The 15710-nt window shown below is 73.0% G+C and carries 14 protein-coding genes and 1 tRNA gene; 9 read left to right on the forward strand and 6 right to left on the reverse strand.

From position 1 onward, the window contains the following. Positions 1-30: 30 nt before the first annotated feature. Positions 31-528, reverse strand: coding sequence for a MarR family transcriptional regulator (locus ACFV8H_RS08565; RefSeq protein ID WP_360231165.1), 498 nt, complete (start codon positions 526-528; stop codon positions 31-33). 110 nt (positions 529-638) lie between these two features. On the opposite strand from ACFV8H_RS08565, the gene ACFV8H_RS08570 reads away from it, so the two are divergent. Beyond that, positions 639-1430, forward strand: coding sequence for a methyltransferase domain-containing protein (locus tag ACFV8H_RS08570; RefSeq protein ID WP_380397609.1), 792 nt, complete (start codon positions 639-641; stop codon positions 1428-1430). A gap of 51 nt (positions 1431-1481) precedes the next feature. Here the strand turns inward: ACFV8H_RS08570 and ACFV8H_RS08575 are convergent, their stop codons facing one another. Continuing rightward, positions 1482-2084 (reverse strand): TetR/AcrR family transcriptional regulator, encoded by a 603-nt coding sequence (locus tag ACFV8H_RS08575; protein WP_375892821.1) that lies wholly within the window; start codon positions 2082-2084, stop codon positions 1482-1484. 227 nt (positions 2085-2311) lie between these two features. After that, entirely contained in the window at positions 2312-3304 is a 993-nt protein-coding gene (locus ACFV8H_RS08580) for an acyl-CoA desaturase (RefSeq protein ID WP_375892707.1), read from the reverse strand. A gap of 267 nt (positions 3305-3571) precedes the next feature. Here ACFV8H_RS08580 and ACFV8H_RS08585 point away from each other — a divergent pair. The 6 genes from ACFV8H_RS08585 (at position 3572) to ACFV8H_RS08610 (ending at position 8546) form a co-directional block, all read left to right on the forward strand. Beyond that, positions 3572-3642, forward strand: a tRNA-Gln gene (locus ACFV8H_RS08585). Positions 3643-3795: 153 nt separating this feature from the next. After that, a complete protein-coding gene (gene glmU, locus ACFV8H_RS08590) occupies positions 3796-5250 on the forward strand; it encodes a bifunctional UDP-N-acetylglucosamine diphosphorylase/glucosamine-1-phosphate N-acetyltransferase GlmU (RefSeq protein ID WP_380397612.1) in 1455 nt (484 codons plus the stop codon). A gap of 202 nt (positions 5251-5452) precedes the next feature. Continuing rightward, positions 5453-6430 (forward strand): ribose-phosphate diphosphokinase, encoded by a 978-nt coding sequence (locus tag ACFV8H_RS08595; protein WP_375892703.1) that lies wholly within the window; start codon positions 5453-5455, stop codon positions 6428-6430. Between the two features lie 311 nt (positions 6431-6741). After that, positions 6742-7335, forward strand: coding sequence for a 50S ribosomal protein L25/general stress protein Ctc (locus ACFV8H_RS08600; protein ID WP_375892701.1), 594 nt, complete (start codon positions 6742-6744; stop codon positions 7333-7335). A 154-nt stretch (positions 7336-7489) separates the two neighbouring features. Next, the gene (gene pth / locus ACFV8H_RS08605; RefSeq protein ID WP_375892700.1) at positions 7490-8068 is read left to right on the forward strand and encodes an aminoacyl-tRNA hydrolase; all 579 of its coding nucleotides are present in this window, start codon (positions 7490-7492) and stop codon (positions 8066-8068) included. Positions 8069-8222: 154 nt separating this feature from the next. Next, positions 8223-8546 carry a hypothetical protein gene (locus ACFV8H_RS08610; protein WP_375892699.1) on the forward strand — a complete coding sequence of 108 codons (324 nt, stop codon included), beginning with the start codon at positions 8223-8225 and terminating at the stop codon, positions 8544-8546. Between the two features lie 72 nt (positions 8547-8618). Here the strand turns inward: ACFV8H_RS08610 and ppc are convergent, their stop codons facing one another. Beyond that, complete coding sequence (ppc, locus tag ACFV8H_RS08615) at positions 8619-11429, reverse strand: phosphoenolpyruvate carboxylase (protein WP_380397615.1); 2811 nt, start codon at positions 11427-11429, stop codon at positions 8619-8621. Between the two features lie 260 nt (positions 11430-11689). On the opposite strand from ppc, the gene ACFV8H_RS08620 reads away from it, so the two are divergent. Next, complete coding sequence (locus ACFV8H_RS08620) at positions 11690-12985, forward strand: sensor histidine kinase (RefSeq protein ID WP_380397616.1); 1296 nt, start codon at positions 11690-11692, stop codon at positions 12983-12985. A 15-nt stretch (positions 12986-13000) separates the two neighbouring features. Here the strand turns inward: ACFV8H_RS08620 and ACFV8H_RS08625 are convergent, their stop codons facing one another. Then, a complete protein-coding gene (locus tag ACFV8H_RS08625; protein WP_380397649.1) occupies positions 13001-13603 on the reverse strand; it encodes an SUKH-3 domain-containing protein in 603 nt (200 codons plus the stop codon). Between the two features lie 83 nt (positions 13604-13686). Next, positions 13687-14148, reverse strand: coding sequence for a YwqJ-related putative deaminase (locus ACFV8H_RS08630; protein ID WP_380397618.1), 462 nt, complete (start codon positions 14146-14148; stop codon positions 13687-13689). Between the two features lie 517 nt (positions 14149-14665). Between ACFV8H_RS08630 and ACFV8H_RS08635 the strand changes: the two genes are divergently transcribed. After that, positions 14666-15667, forward strand: coding sequence for an SMI1/KNR4 family protein (locus tag ACFV8H_RS08635; protein ID WP_375892692.1), 1002 nt, complete (start codon positions 14666-14668; stop codon positions 15665-15667). The last annotated feature ends 43 nt before the right edge of the window (positions 15668-15710 follow it).

Below are 15710 nucleotides of genomic sequence, written 5' to 3' on the forward strand. Positions count from 1 at the left end.
CGTCGTAGCCGTACGCCGGAGCGGTGGTCGTCAGCCCGGGATGTTGTCGAACGGGGCGACCAGCAGCCGCAGCAGGCCGGCGAGTTCGCCCTGCTGGCCGGAGCTGAGCTGGGCCAGCAGTTCGCGCTCGTGGGCGAGCAGACCGGCCAGGGCCTGGTCGGCGCGGTCGCGGCCGTCGTCGGTGAGCCGGACGAGCACGCCGCGCCGGTCGTCGGGGTCGGGCAGGCGCTTGACCAGGCCCTTGCCGGTGAGGCGGTCGATCCGGTTGGTCATGGTGCCGGAGGTGACCAGGGTCTGGGTGAGCAGCTGGCCGGGGGAGAGCTGGTACGGGGAGCCGGCCCGCCGCAGGGCGGTCAGGACGTCGAACTCCCAGGGCTCCAGCCCGTGCTCGGCGAAGGCGGTGCGGCGGGCGCGGTCGAGGTGGCGGGCGAGCCGGCTGACCCGGCTGAGCACCTCCAGCGGCTCCACGTCGAGGTCGGGGCGCTCCCGGCGCCACGCCGCGACCAGCCTGTCGACCTCGTCCTCCATGACGATCAGTGTATCGGTGGATGTGTCGATGTGAAGTCTCTTGACATCGAGAAATGTGCCAGCGAGGCTTTCGGCGATATCTTGATGTCGAGATACCTGCGAGGTGAACCATGACCAGCCCCGTCTGGGACCCGGCGCAGTACCTGCGCTTCGCCGACGAACGCACCCGCCCGCTGCGCGATCTGCTCGCCCGCGTCCCCGCCCTGCCGAACGAGCCCGCCCCGACGGTCCTCGACATCGGCTGCGGCCCCGGCAACTCCACCGCCGTCCTGCGCGAACGCTGGCCGAAGGCCCGGCTCACCGGCCTCGACAGCTCCGCCCCGATGCTGGAGGCCGCCCGCACCGACGGCGAGCCCACGGCCGACTACCTGCTCGCCGACGCCCGCGACTACGACCCGGCCCCGGCCGCGCCCGACCTGATCGCCTCGAACGCGACCCTCCAGTGGGTGGACGGCCACCTGGCGGTGCTGGCGCGCTGGGCGGACGCCCTGGGGCCCGGCGGGGTGGTCGCCGTCCAGGTGCCCGGCAACTTCGAGGCCCCCAGCCACACCCTGCTCGCCGAACTGCGCCGCAGCGCCCGCTGGCGCGACGCCCTCGGCGGCGACGCCGTCCGGGGCGGTGTCCACCCGCCCGGGCGGTACCTGGACGTCCTCGCCGGGGCCGGCTGCGCCGCCGACGTCTGGGAGACCACCTACAGCACCCTGCTGCCCGGGCCGGACCCGGTGCTGGAGTGGGTCAAGGGGACCGCGCTGCGGCCCGTCCTCGGCCGACTCGCCGACCCGGCCGACCGGGCCGCCTTCCTCGCCGAGTACGGGCGGCTGCTGCGGGAGGCCTACCCGGCCGGGCCGCACGGGACGGTCTTCCCGTTCCGGCGGATCTTCGCGGTCGGGGTCAGGCGGTAGCCCGTCGCCCGGCACGAGGACGGACGTACGGACGGACGGACGGGCGGACGGTCAGGTCAGGCGGTCGCCGACCAGCCTCGGGTGCCGCTCCAGGCCCTCCAGCCCGTGCCAGGCCAGGTTCACCAGGTGCGCCGCCACCGTGGCCTTGTCCGGCTTGCGGACCTCCAGCCACCACTGGCCGGTCAGCGCGACCATCCCGACCAGCATCTGCGAGTACATCGGGGCCAGCCGGGCGTCGAAGCCCCGGGACTTGAACTCCAGGCCCAGGATGTCCTCGACCTGGGTCGCGATGTCGCTGATCAGCGAGGCGAAGGTGCCGGTCGACTGGGCCACCGGGGAGTCCCGGACCAGGATCCGGAAGCCGTCCGTCGAGGTGTCGATGTAGTCCATCAGCGCGAAGGCCGCCTGTTCCAGCAGCTCGCGCGAGTGCCCGCCGGTCAGCGCCCCGGTCACCATGTCCAGCAGCAGCTGCATCTCGCGGTCCACCACCACCGCGTAGAGCCCTTCCTTGCCCCCGAAGTGCTCGTACACCACGGGCTTCGACACCCCGGCGCGCTCGGCGATCTCCTCCACCGAGGTGCCGTCGTAGCCGCGCTCCGCGAAGACCGTCCGGCCGATCTCCAGCAGCTGTTCCCGGCGCTGCTTGCCGGTCATCCGGACCCGGCCGCCCCGGCGGCGCGGGGCCGGGGCGGCGGCGGACCGGTCGGCGGCGCCGTCCGCGGTCCGTTCGGCACCGCCGTCGGGGGCCGCGCCCGGCGCCGCAGCGGCCCGCGGACGGGCCGGCGCCGTTCCGGGCGCCGGGTCCGTCCGCGTGCTGTGGTGACCGCCTGTGCTGTCTGCGCTGCTCCCGTTCACCCCTACATCATGCTGGAAGCGCCGCCTCATGCGGCGCGGCGGGCGGCGATCCGCTCCGCGTCCGGCCAGCGGACGTCCCGGACCCAGCCGGCCAGCTCGAACCAGCGGATCAGCCGGGCCGAGGAGTCGATCTGTCCGCGCAGGACGCCGTGCCGGGCCGAGGTCGGGTCGGCGTGGTGCAGGTTGTGCCAGGACTCCCCGCAGGAGAGCACCGCGAGCCACCAGACGTTGCCGGAGCGGTCCCGGGAGCGGAACGGGCGCCGGCCGATGGCGTGGCAGATCGAGTTGATCGACCAGGTGACGTGGTGCAGCAGGGCGACCCGCACCAGCGAGCCCCAGAAGAAGGCGGACAGCGCGCCCTCCCAGGACAGGCTCACCAGACCGCCGACCAGTGCGGGCAGCAGCAGCGAGATGGTGGTCCAGAGCCAGAACAGCCGGGAGATCCGCCGCAGCGCCGGGTCGCCGACCAGGTCCGGGGCGTACTTGAGCTGCGGGGTCTGCTCCTCGTCGAACATCCAGCCCATGTGGGCCCACCACAGGCCCTTGACCAGGGCCGGGACGCTCTCCCCGTAGCGCCACGGCGAGTGCGGGTCGCCGTCCTTGTCGCTGAACCGGTGGTGCTTGCGGTGGTCGGCCACCCAGCGCACCAGCGGTCCCTCGACGGCGAGGCTGCCGACGACGGCGAGGGCCAGCCGCATCGGGCGGGGGGCCTTGAAGGAGCCGTGGGTGAAGTAGCGGTGGTAGCCGACGGTGATGCCGTGACAGGTGAGGAAGTACATGGCGACGGTGACCGCCACGTCGGTCCAGCCGAGCCCCCGGCCCCAGGCCACCGGTACGGCGGCGACCAGCGCGGCGAACGGCACGAGGATGAAGAGGCCGAGCGCGATCCGCTCGGCGGCCCCCTGCTTCTCGCCGCCGCGGGTGGCGGACAGCCGGGTCGCGGCGTCGGCGGAGGGATCGGGGGAGGGGTCGGGGAGGGCGGTGGCCCCCGCGTGCGCCTCGTCGGCCTGGATGGTCATGGGCGTCCCTTCGCGGCGTCCCGGAACGGGACAGAGCGGACCTACGTTGGCGTAACCTACGGCATCGTAGGTTGCGCTCCGTGTCCAGGGGAACACACCCCCGCGCGGCGCTTGAGTGAATTCACCCGACTGGATGGATGAACCCGGAACCCCTCCCGTGCCCGGATCGGACGGGCCAGGAGGGTCGGTATTGGTGGTAGATGTGAGGCGCGCTACCCCGTAGTCTTGGCCCAGCGCGCCGCCGGGCCTCCGGCGGCGGAGCTCCGGTCCCGGATCGTCTAAGGGCAGGACAGCTGGTTTTGGTCCAGCTTATGGGGGTTCGAATCCTCCTCCGGGAGCACTGAGTACGGCCGCGGGCGGGCATGCGCGGGCCGGGCGTCTGGCGTTTCGGCTCGCCGCCCCGCACTATCCTCGAACTGCCAGAGCACATGTGCGGACCGCGTTCTGGCCTGCTCTGCCCTCTCTTTGAACCTAATGAGGAGCCTCCCCGCATGGGTGCCAATTCGCTTGCCGCCGTTGTCGTGCTCGCCGCCGGTGGTGGGACCCGGATGAAGTCGAACAAGGTGCCCAAGGTGCTGCACGAGGTGTGCGGGCGCTCGCTGGTGGGTCACGCGGTTTCGGCGGCCGGGGAACTGACGCCGGGGCAGCTCGTCGTGGTGGTCGGCCACCAGCGCGAGCAGGTCGAGGAGCACCTGGCGACGCACTACCCGACCGTGCGCCCGGTCGTGCAGGAGGAGCAGAACGGCACCGGCCACGCGGTCCGCACCGCGCTGGAGTCGCTGGCCGCCGACGGCGTGACGCTGGACGGCACCGTGATCGTCACCGCCGGGGACTCGCCGCTGCTCACCGGGGACACCCTGCGCCGGCTGGCCCGCTCGCACGAGGCCCAGCAGAACGGCGTCACCGTGCTGACCGCCGTCGTCCCCGAGCCCTTCGGCTACGGCCGGATCCTGCGCGACGAGGACGGCACCGTCGCCGCGATCGTCGAGGAGCGGGACGCCAGCGACACCCAGCGCGCCATCGCCGAGATCAACTCGGGCGTGTTCGCCTTCGACGCCAAGCTGCTCACCGAGGCGCTGGCCGAGCTGACCACCGACAACTCGCAGGGCGAGGAGTACCTGACCGACACCCTGGAGATCCTGCGCGAGGCCGGGCACCGGGTCGGCGCCGTGGTCGCCGAGGACCACCGGGACATCCTGGGCATCAACGACCGGGTCCAGCTCGCGCAGGCCCGCCGGCTGCTGAACGACCGCCTGCTGGAGCGGGCGATGCGCGCGGGCGTCACCGTGGTCGACCCGGCCAGCACCTGGATGGACGTCCAGGTGACGTACGAGCCGGACGCCGTGGTGCTGCCGAACACCCAGCTGCAGGGCGCGACCCACCTGGGCGAGGACTGCGAGGTGGGCCCGAACTCCACCCTCCGGGACACCCTGGTCGGCGCCGGCGCCCGTGTGAGCAACACCACGGCCGACCGTGCCGAGATCGGCGAGCTCGCCTCCACCGGCCCGTACGCCTACCTGCGGCCGGGGGCGAAGCTGGCCCGCAAGGCGAAGGTCGGCACCTACGTCGAGGTCAAGAACTCCGAGCTGGGCGAGGGCGCCAAGGTGCCGCACCTCTCCTACATCGGCGACGCCACGATCGGCGAGGGCACCAACGTCGGCGCGGCCTCGGTCACCGTGAACTACGACGGGGTGAAGAAGCACCGCACCGTCATCGGGGCGCACTGCCGCACCGGCTCGGACAACATGTTCATCGCCCCGGTGACCGTCGGTGACGGCGCTTACACCGGCGCGGGCTCGGTGATCACCACCGACGTTCCGCCCGGCGCACTCGGCGTGAACCGCGCGCAGCAGCGCAACATCGAGGGCTGGGTGGAGCGCAAGCGCCCGGGCACGGTGTCCGCGCAGGCCGCGCGGGCCGCGACCGACGGCGCGGCCGAGGTCTGACGCGCCCACCGGGGACCGGTCGGCCGGTCCCCGGGGCGGACGGTTTCTGCGCGGGCGCGTAACCTGGGGGACATACGTGCGCCACTGGGCTTACCGCCCGTGTCCAGGCGTACCGACATTCCCCGATCCCCTCGTGAGTGCGGGCTGCGCCTGCCCTCCTCGGGAGCGGGGTTCAGCGTCCGCAACACGAGGAGACGGTGCAGTGAGCGGGATCACGACGTCGGGTGAGAAGAAGCTCAAGCTCTTCTCCGGCCGTGCCCACCCGGAGCTGGCGAGGGAGGTTGCCGAGGCGCTGGGGACCGAGCTGGTCCCGACCAAGGCCCTGGACTTCGCCAACGGCGAGATCTACGTCCGCTTCCTGGAGTCGGCGCGTGGCGCGGACTGCTTCGTGATGCAGAGCCACACGGCTCCCATCAACCAGTGGATCATGGAACAGCTGATCATGATCGATGCTCTCAAGCGGGCCTCCGCCAAGAGCATCACCGCGATCCTGCCGTTCTACGGGTACGCCCGCCAGGACAAGAAGCACCTCGGCCGCGAGCCCATCTCGGCCCGTCTGGTCGCCGACCTGCTCCGCCAGGCCGGTGCCGACCGCCTGATGGCCGTCGACCTGCACACCGCGCAGATCCAGGGCTTCTTCGACGGCCCGGTGGACCACCTGTTCGCGCTGCCGCTGCTGGCCGACTACATCGGCGAGAAGGTGGACCGCTCCAAGCTGACCGTCGTCTCGCCGGACGCCGGCCGGGTCAAGGTGGCCGACCAGTGGTGCGACCGGCTGGACGCCCCGCTGGCGATCATCCACAAGCGCCGCGACATCACCCAGGCCAACACCATCCTGTCGGCCGACGTGGTCGGTGACGTCGACGGCCGGGTCTGCGTCCTGGTCGACGACATGATCGACACCGCCGGCACCATCTGCGCCGCCGCCGACGCGCTGTTCGAGAACGGCGCCGCGGACGTCCTGGTGGCCGCCACCCACGGCGTGCTCTCCGGCCCGGCCGCGGACCGGCTCAAGAACTCCCGGGTCAGCGAGTTCGTGTTCACCAACACGCTGCCCACCCCGGCCGAGCTCCAGCTGGACAAGATCACCACGCTGTCCATCGCCCCGTCGATCGCCGCCGCGATCCGCGAGGTCTTCGAGGAGGGCTCGGTCACCAGCCTCTTCGAGGGCGTGCACTGACGAAGCCCCGCGCAGGCGGCCCCGGACCACCCCGGTCCGGGGCCGCCGCCGGTTCGGCGGGGGCCGCCGGCCGGGGGCCCGATTTCGTCGCAGCGGGCCGGTGCGGTTAGACTCGTGAAACTGCTCGGCGAGGGATGTCGTGTGCCCGCTCGACGGACACCGACTCCGTGATCGACGCGCTGCCGTAACGGATTCCGTCCGCCGGCAGAAGTCGTTGCCGCCGAGTGACCCCCGAACGTACTGAGGGTGTGGTCCCGGCGGTTTTTCGCGTTGCCTGCACCCCCGCGCCATTCTTCACGAGGAGTGCAGTCGTGTCCGAGATCCGCATTGCCGCTGAGACCCGTTCCGAGTTCGGCAAGGGTGCCGCCCGTCGCGCCCGCCGCGCCGGCTTCGTCCCCGGTGTCGTCTACGGCCACGGCCACGCCCCGGTTCACCTGAACCTGCCCGGCCACGACCTGATGATGGCCCTCAAGACCCCGAACGCCCTGCTGGTCGTTCCGATCGAGGGCAAGGACGAGTACGTCCTGCCGAAGGCCGTCCAGCGCGAGGCCATCAAGCGCACCATCGAGCACGTCGACCTGCTGCTGGTCAAGCGTGGCGAGAAGGTCACCGTCGAGATCCCGGTCCACACCGAGGGCGAGCTGGCCCCGGGCGGCAACCTGCTGGAGCACGTCCTCAACGCGCTGCCGGTCGAGGCCGAGGCCACCCACCTGCCCGAGTCCGTCACCGTCTCGGTCGAGGGCCTGGAGGCCGGCGCCTCCATCCACGCCAAGGACATCGCCCTGCCGGCCGGCGTCACCCTGGCCGTCGACGCCGACGCCGTCGTGCTGCAGGTCATCGGCGCCCAGGCCTCGCAGGCCGACGCCGACGCTGAGGCCGCCGAGGCCGAGGGCACCGAGGCCTGAGCCTCCGGTACCCCGTAGCTTTCGACCGCTGCCCCGGTCGCTCCCCTGGAGCGGCCGGGGCAGCGGTGCGTCCGGGATGATCGGGATGACGGCGTCGAGCGCGGCGTCGGGCGTGGAGTCGAGCGCGGAGTCGAGCGCGAGGGAGAAGGGAAACATGGCGGAGGAGTACGACGGGCCCTGGCTCGTGGTGGGGCTGGGCAACCCGGGCGAGCAGTACGCCCGGAACCGGCACAACATCGGTTTCATGGTGGTCGACCTGCTGGCGCAGCGGATGGGCGCCAGGTTCAAGGCGCACAAGAGCCGGGCCCAGGTGGCCGAGGGGCGATTGGCGGGCAAGCGGGTGGTGCTCGCCAAGCCGATGTCCTTCATGAACCTCTCCGGCGGGCCGGTGACGGCGCTGCGGGACTTCTACAAGGTGCCCGCCTCGGCGCTGATCGCCGTCCACGACGAGCTGGACATCGACTACGCGGCGCTGCGGCTCAAGCTGGGCGGCGGGGACAACGGCCACAACGGGCTGAAGTCGATCACCAAGTCGCTGGGCCCGGACTACCACCGGGTGCGCTGCGGGATCGGCCGGCCGCCGGGCCGGATGGAGGTCGCCGACTTCGTGCTGAAGGACTTCTCCTCGACCGAGCGCAAGGAGCTGGAGTGGTTCGTGGACCGCTCGGCCGACGCGGTGGAGGCGCTGCTGTCCGAGGGGCTGGAGCGGGCGCAGGGCACGTACAACTCCTGAAACGGGCGGCGTCTGACGTGACGTCATGCGCACGGTGTGCCGGGTACACAACAGTCGTACAACGCTTGCCCGGCAAACCTGAATCCGTGTGAGAACCCTGTGCGGGATCGGATAGCGTCGGCCCGGTACGCGAACGGGTCCTGGGGAGTTCTCGATGCGCAGATTGCGTCCGGTCCGCCGACTCCGGCGGCTCCGGGTGGTCCGGCTCAAGCAGTTCGGACGACGGGTCGGCACCGCCGGTGCCCTGGGGGCGGCCGGGATGCTGCTGTCCAGCGGCGCGGTGGCGCACGCCGATCCGGTGGCCGAGCCCGATCCGGCGATCACGCCTGAGCCCGCGGCGGCGCAGTTCGCTCCGCTGCTGGGCGAGTCGGTCGGCCCCGACGCGGGGCTGCTGGCGGTCGGCGGCGGCCTGGTGGTCGTGGCGGGCGGGGCGGCCCTGTGGCTCAAGCGCCGGCGCGCGGGCGAGCCCGCGGAGTAGGCGTACGGAAGGTTCTGTCGGGGCCGGTGTCCACGGGAAGTGGACACCGGCCCCGCGTCGTTGGGCCGGTCGTCAGCCGGTGTTGCGCAGGCCGGCCGCGATGCCGTTCACGGTGAGCAGCAGCGCGCGGGCGCGCAGCGGGTCCTCCGGGCGGCCGGTCGCGACCTCCTCGCGCTGGCGGCGCAGCAGCGCGACCTGGAGGTAGGAGATCGGGTCGAGGTAGGCGTCCCGGACGGTGAAGGTCTGCTTCAACACCGGGTTGTGCTCGAGCAGTTCGTTCTCGCCGGTGAGCCGCAGCACCTCGCGCAGGGTGAGGTCGTGCTCGGCGACGATCTGGTCGAAGACGTGCCGCAGATCGCCGGGCACCAGCTGCTCGACGTAGTGGCGGGCGATCCGCAGGTCGGTCTTGGCCAGCGTCATGGCGACGTTGGACAGGAAGTTGCGGAAGAAGTGCCACTGGCCGTGCATCTCGTCCAGCACGTCGCCGAGGCCGGCCGCGCGGGCGGCGGCGAGGCCGGAGCCGACGCCGTACCAGCCGGGGACGACCTGGCGGGACTGGGTCCAGCCGAACACCCACGGGATGGCCCGCAGGCCGTCCAGGCCGGCGCCGGAGTCGGGGCGGCGGGACGGGCGGGAGCCCAGGTGCAGCGAGGCGAGCTGGTCGACCGGGGTGGAGGCGAAGAAGTACTTCGGCAGGTCCTCCTGGTCGACCAGGGCGCGGTAGGAGGTGTGGGCGGCCTCGGAGACCCGGTCCATCGCGGCGTCCCAGCGGGCCAGTTCCTCGGGGGCCTGGCGCGGGGCGGTGTGCAGCGCGGAGGCGGCGAGGGTGGCGGAGATGGTCAGCTCCAGGTTCTCCCGGGCGAGGGAGGGGAGCAGGTACTTGTCGGAGATGACCTCGCCCTGCTCGGTGACCTTGATCTCGCCCTCCAGGGTGCCCCAGGGCTGGGCCAGGATGGCCTCGTGGGAGGGGCCGCCGCCGCGGCCGACGGTGCCGCCGCGGCCGTGGAAGAGGCGCAGCCGGATGCCGTAGCGGTGGGCGACGTCGCGCAGTCGGCGCTGGGCGCGGTGGATCTCCCACTGGGAGGTGGTGATGCCGCCGAACTTGGAGGAGTCGGAGTAGCCGAGCATGACCTCCTGGATGTCGCCGCGCAGCGAGACGAGCAGCCGGTAGGAGGGGTCGGAGAGCATCTCGTCGAGGATGCGGTCGGCCTGCTGGAGTTCGTCGGTGGTCTCCAGCAGCGGCACGATGCCGATCTTGGCGATCCCGGCGTGCAGGTCGATCAGGCCGGCCTCGCGGGCCAGCACGGTGGCGGCGAAGACGTCGTCGGCGCCCTGGCACATCGAGATGATGTAGCTCTCGACGATCTCGTCGCCGAAGCGCTCGAAGCCCTGGCGGATGGTGTTGAAGACGCCGAGGGTCTTGGTGCCGGCCTCGTCCAGCGGGGCCGGGGTGGGGGCCAGCGGGCGGCGCGAGCGGAGCTCCTTGGCGAGCAGCTTCTGCCGGTACTCGCGGGGCATGTCGGCGTAGCGCCAGGCCTCCTCGCCGAGCCGGTCGAAGAGCTGGCCGAGGGCGTGGTGGTGGGCCTCGGCGTGCTCGCGGACGTCCATGGTGGCGAGCTGGAGGCCGAAGGCCTCGACGGTGCGGATGGCGCGGGCCAGCCGGCCGTCGGCGATCAGCTCGCCGCGGTGGGCGCGCAGCGATTCCTGGATCAGCCGCAGGTCGGCGACGAGTTCGCGGGTGCCGACGTAGTCGCGGCCCTCGACGTGCGGGGTGCCGCCGGCCAGCCGCTCGCGGGTGTTCTCCAGCTTGAGCCGGATGCAGGTGGCCTTGAGGCGGTAGGGCTCCTCGGCGTTCATCCGCTTGTAGCGGGGGCTGAGTTCGGGGAGCCGGTGCAGGTCGGTGTTGAGCGAGGCGAGCAGTTCGACCGAGGCGCCGGCCAGCCGCTCGGAGGTGGAGAGGGTGTTGCGCAGGTCGTCGATCGCGGCGAGGGCGTCCTGGATGCCGTACTCGTGCTGGAGGTTGAGGACGTCCCAGGTGACCTGCGGGGTGACGTTGGGGTTGCCGTCGCGGTCGCCGCCGATCCAGGTGCCGAAGGTCAGCGGGCGTACGCCGTCGGGCAGGTTGAGGCCGACCCGGGCGAGCTCCTCGTGCAGTTCCTCCAGCACCTCGGGGACGGCCTCGCGGTAGAGCTCGTCCAGGTAGTAGACGGCGTTGCGGGCCTCGTCGGTGGGCTCGGGGCGGGCGATGCGCAGTTCGTCGGTCTGCCAGAGCAGGTCGATGACCTCGGCGAGGCGGCGGTCGGCGGAGCGCTTGGCGCTGCTGGTGCGCGCCGGGTCGGCGGCGGCCAGGCCGTTGCTGAGCTCCTCGCGGTGGATCCGGTCGAGGAGTTCGCCGATCCGGCGCAGCTTGTTGAGCACGCTGCGGCGGGCGGCCTCGGTGGGGTGGGCGGTGAAGACCGGGCGGACCGCGAGGTGGGCCAGGGTGTCCTGGAGGTGCTTGGGGTCGGCCTCGGCGAGCTGGTCGGCGGTCTGGGCCAGCAGTGAGCCCTCGCGGGCGCGGCGGGTGGCGAACTCCCGGCCGCGGTGCACCTGCTCGGTGACGTTGGCGAGGTGGAAGTAGGTGGAGAAGGCCCGGACCAGCTTGGCGGCCGTGTCCAGGTCGATGTCGGAGAGGAGTTCGGCGGTGGCCTCGCCGTCGGTGCGGCTGAGCAGACGGACCTGTTCGACCAGGCCCAGCAGCTGGGGGCCCTCCTGGCGGACCAGCGTCTCGCCGAGCAGGTCGCCGAGGCGGCGGATGTCCGCGCGCAGGGCCGAGTTGTCCTCGGCTGCGCCGGCGGCGAGGACGGTGGGGCTGTCCGCCGGGGTGGGGACCGGAGCGGTCACGGCTGGCTCCCTCTGGTGGTGGGGTTCGGCAACGGCTCATCGTCACAGGTTCACGCGCAGTGTGGCGGGTGTGACGCGTGCGGACCGCGCTGTCCGACGCGACCAGCATAGGTGTCGGGGCGGTCGCTGTCCGCGAGGTGGCCGGATGGCGGACAGGGCTGCCGAAAACCACCTGTGGTCTGGACCACTTGAGGGGGGTCGGGGGTGTGCCGGGCAATCCGGGTGGGGAAGGGCGGGGGTTGCCGCTTAACCTGTCACGCATGAGCAAGTCGCCTGGGGAGCGCGTGCCGGTCCGGTCGTTCTGGTGGTGGAAGCGGCGGCGCAGCGCCCTCCTCGACGTCGGGCTGGCGCTGCTCGCCGCGGTCGAGTGCTCGGCCAGCACGATCGCCTTCCTCTCCGCCCGGATGCACGTGAGCGTCCTCGGCATGGTCGGGATCGCCCTGCTCGGCACGCTGGCCGGCGGTTCGCTGGTGGTGCGCCGGCGGTGGCCGGCCGTGCCGGTGGTGGCGACCCTGCTGGTGCTGCCCGGGATGCTGGGCGTGCTGCTGCTGGTGGTGTCGCTGTACACGCTGGCGGAGACCTGGGAGTGGCCCTCCCGGCGCCGCCGGGTGGTGGCGCTGTCCGGGCTGGCCTTCGCCGAGGCCGGCGCCGTGATGGCGCTCCAGTTGATGACCCCGGACGACTCGGTGGCGGCGGAGCGGACGCCGCTGTGGGGCCTGGTCGTGCTGTCGCTGCTGGTCGCGGTCGGACTGACCGTCGCCCCGGTGGTGACCGGACTGTACGTGGGGGCGCGGCGGCGGCTGATCGAGTCGCTCAAGGACCGTGCGCACGGCCTGGAGACCGAACTGGACCTGCTCGCCGAGCAGGCCCAGGAGCGCGCCCGCCGGGCCCGGTTGGAGGAGCGCACCCGGATCGCCCGGGAGATGCACGACGTGGTCGCCCACCGGGTCTCGCTGATGGTGGTGCATTCCGGGGCGCTGGAGCGAATAGCCGTCAAGGACCCGGAGAAGGCCGCGCAGAGCGCCAGGCTGATGGGCGAGGTGGGCCGGCAGGCGCTGAACGAGCTGCGCGAGATCCTCGGCGTGCTGCGGATGGACGACGAACGGCCCCAGGAGCCGGACTCGTTGGCCGTGCTGCCCCGGCTGGTCGACCAGTCCCGGGCGGCCGGGATGGCCGTGACGCTGACCGTCAGCGGCAGCCGGCAGGAGTTCACCGGCGAGGCCGAGCAGACCGCCTACCGGGTCGTCCAGGAGGGGCTGACCAACGCCCACAAGCACGCGGGCGGGGCGCAGGTGTCGGTGCTGCTGGCGTACGCGCCGAACGGGGTGCGGGTGAGCGTGGTGAACGCCTGCCCGGGCGGGGAGCGGGGGGCGGCGCAGCTGCCCAGCGGGGGCAACGGGCTGGTCGGGATGCGGGAGCGGGTGATCGCGCTGGGCGGCACCTTCTCCTCCGGGCCGGAGGCGGACGGCGGCTTCCGGGTCGAGGCGGTGCTGCCGTCCCGGCTGGCCGTCCGCGGGGACCGGCTCGGCCGGCCGGGCGCCGCGGGTCCGGCCTGATCCACGGGGCACGCCTCAGCCCGGTGTGGACGGGCCCTGGCCGTACGCGTGGCCGTACTCCTCGGCGGTGCGCAGCCGTTCCGGGGCGGTGCCCAGGACCAGGGTGCTGATCGCCTGGTCGATGCCGTGGCCGAGGAACCACTCGCCGGTGTGGTCCAGGCTGTAGACCCGGGCCTCCTCGTCGACGGCCAGCAGCGCCTGCCCGTAGGCCTCCTCGCCGAGCGGGGCGAGCCGGCTGCCCAGGGCCCGGCCGAGGTCGAACAGGGTGCGCGGCTGGTGCAGTCCGCACATCGGGTCGATCAGGAACGGGGTGCGGGCCAACTGGCGGCCGGGGCCGGAGAGGTCGAAGGCGAGGCCGCCGAACTCGGCCCAGGCCTCGACGGCCGCCGGGAACACCGCGTGCGGGACGCCGCCGGGACCGCCGTGCCCGACCAGGGCGTCGGCCCACTCCTCGGCCTGCTGGATCTGCCAGCGACCGGGGTGCCAGCCGGCCGCCTTGAGTTCGGCGGCGACGTCGGCGGGGAAGCGCGGGCGGGTCCGCCCGGTGGGTCCGGCCGGGGGCGGGGTGCCCGGGGCGAGGGTGGCCGGCGGGGGCGGGGGCGGGCTGGGCGGGTTCAGGGCGTGCTCCGGGGCTCGGGGACAGGGGGCGTACGAGAGGCGTACGGGAGGCGGGCGGGCGTGGGCGTCCGGCGTGCGGACGCTCAGCGCGCCGGCGGCCCGACGGCGACGCTCTGCACCGTGAAGTGCTCCAGCATCGGTGCGCAGGAGCGGCACGGCGGGGCGTGGGTGCCGTGTGCCGGGTCGCCCTCCTCGCGGATCCGGAGCGTCGTCATCCGGGAGCCCTTGAGTGCCTTGCGGGCTTCGTGCAGGCTCATCGGCTTGCGGGCGGCGCGCTTGGAGCGCTTCCCGTCGACCGTGGTCAGGTACTGGGAGAGCAGGACGGCCTCCGGGCAGCGGCCGGTGAACCGTTCGCGGGCCTCGACCGGCAGGGTGTCCAGGAACTCGCCGACCAGCGGGTGCAGGACCGGGCGCCGGTCGTCCTTGTCGCCCGCCAGGGTGTGCACCTCGCCGCCCTTGGGCGACAGCGCGGCGGCGACGGCGGGCAGCAGGCTGTCGCGGTGGTGGCGCAGCACGGGCGGGCCCGCCGGCTCACCGGTGGTCATGCGGTGTCCTCCTCCTCGTTCCTGGCGGTCCGGTTCCCGTTGGTTCCGGTCGGTCCCTGGGCAAGCCTGTCATTCGGCACCGACAACCGCACAACCGGGGTGCGGGGCGGACCGAACACCCGTACGGCCACCGGCCGGTCGGGCACCCGTCCCACCCGCATCCTGACCGCCCACCGGCCGTACCCGCACACCGTCGTCATGACTTGTCCGCTGATTTACCGAAACCGCCCCTCGGTCAGGACCCTGCCCGGTACGGTTCCGGCGGCGAGCCCCGGGAGGGCCCCGGTGGCAACGGTGACGCCGGGGCGGTGCTCACCGACGACGACGAACTCGCCGCCGCCGCACGGCTGATCGGCGACCACGGCGCCCGCGACAAGTCACACAGGCACAGCAGGTAGGGGACGTGGAGGTGTTGCGGCGGGCCCTGGGTGCGAGGGGTCGGCCGGGCGGGTGACCCAATAGGCTGGGGGCCAGCAAGCGCACCGAGCATTTTGCAGCAGCCAGTGGGGGCTCCCAGATGACGACAGGTCGGCCCGGCGTCACCGCCGCACCGAACGCGGCGTACGCAGGTCAGGTGGTGCAGTTCCCGGACCCGGTCCGTGCCGAGCGGCACCCGGCCGGGGTCCGGGTGGACGAGGCCGGCTACCCGGACTTCGGTCCGTACGCCGCCGCGGCGGCCGAGGTCGCCGACCCGCCGCAGGGCTTCGGCGTGGACGAACTGCGGCTGACCGACTACGTCTCGGCCAACGCCGCCCTGTTCACCCAGGGCCACCCGCTCTGGGCCGACCTGGAGACCGCGGTGGCCACCCCGCCCGGCTGGACCTGGCACCACGCGGTCGGCCGGGCCGCGCCCGGCTGGCGCCGGATGGAGCTCGTCCCGGTCGAGGTCAAGTCCCTGCTGCGGCACCACGGCGGCCTGGCCACCTCGCCCGCCGACCACACCCGCCGGGGCACCCGCCCGCTGCAGGAGCGCCGGCCCGTCCACTTCTCGCTGGCCAAGGACGGCGGCGACCCGATCGGCGTCCCCGAGGACCTGGTGCAGCGCGCCGAGGAGCGCCTCGGCTACCAGTTGCCCGGCGCCTACCGCACCTTCCTCAAGCTCGGCGGCGGCCGCGGCCCGGTCGGCGTCGCGCTGGACACCGAGCTCGGCATGCTGCTCGACCAGCCGTTCCTCACCCTCACCGAGGAGTACGGCACCGAGGACGTCGTCTACGCCAACAAGTGCCTGCGCGACCACCTCACCAAGGACTACCTGGGCATCGCCTACGCGCAGGGCGGCCTGATCGCGCTCAAGGTGCGCGGCGACCGGATCGGCTCGGTCTGGTTCCACCTGTACGACGACGCCCGGGACTCTGGTGGGCCGGAGGCCCCCGAGGAGCGCTGCGCCCGACTGCTGCTGCCCTGCGGGGACGACTTCGACGCCTTCCTGCTGCGGCTGGCCGGCAGCCCGCCGGAGCTGGAGACGGTCGCGGAGCTGATGGTGGACGGCGGGTTCGCCCGGGCCGTCCCGGTGGACTGACGTGAGCGCGGGAACGGCGTTGAGGGAACGAGTGGGGACGACG

Source organism: Kitasatospora sp. NPDC059827, assembly GCF_042731675.1.
In the GTDB taxonomy this organism is placed as follows: Bacteria; Actinomycetota; Actinomycetes; order Streptomycetales; family Streptomycetaceae; genus Kitasatospora.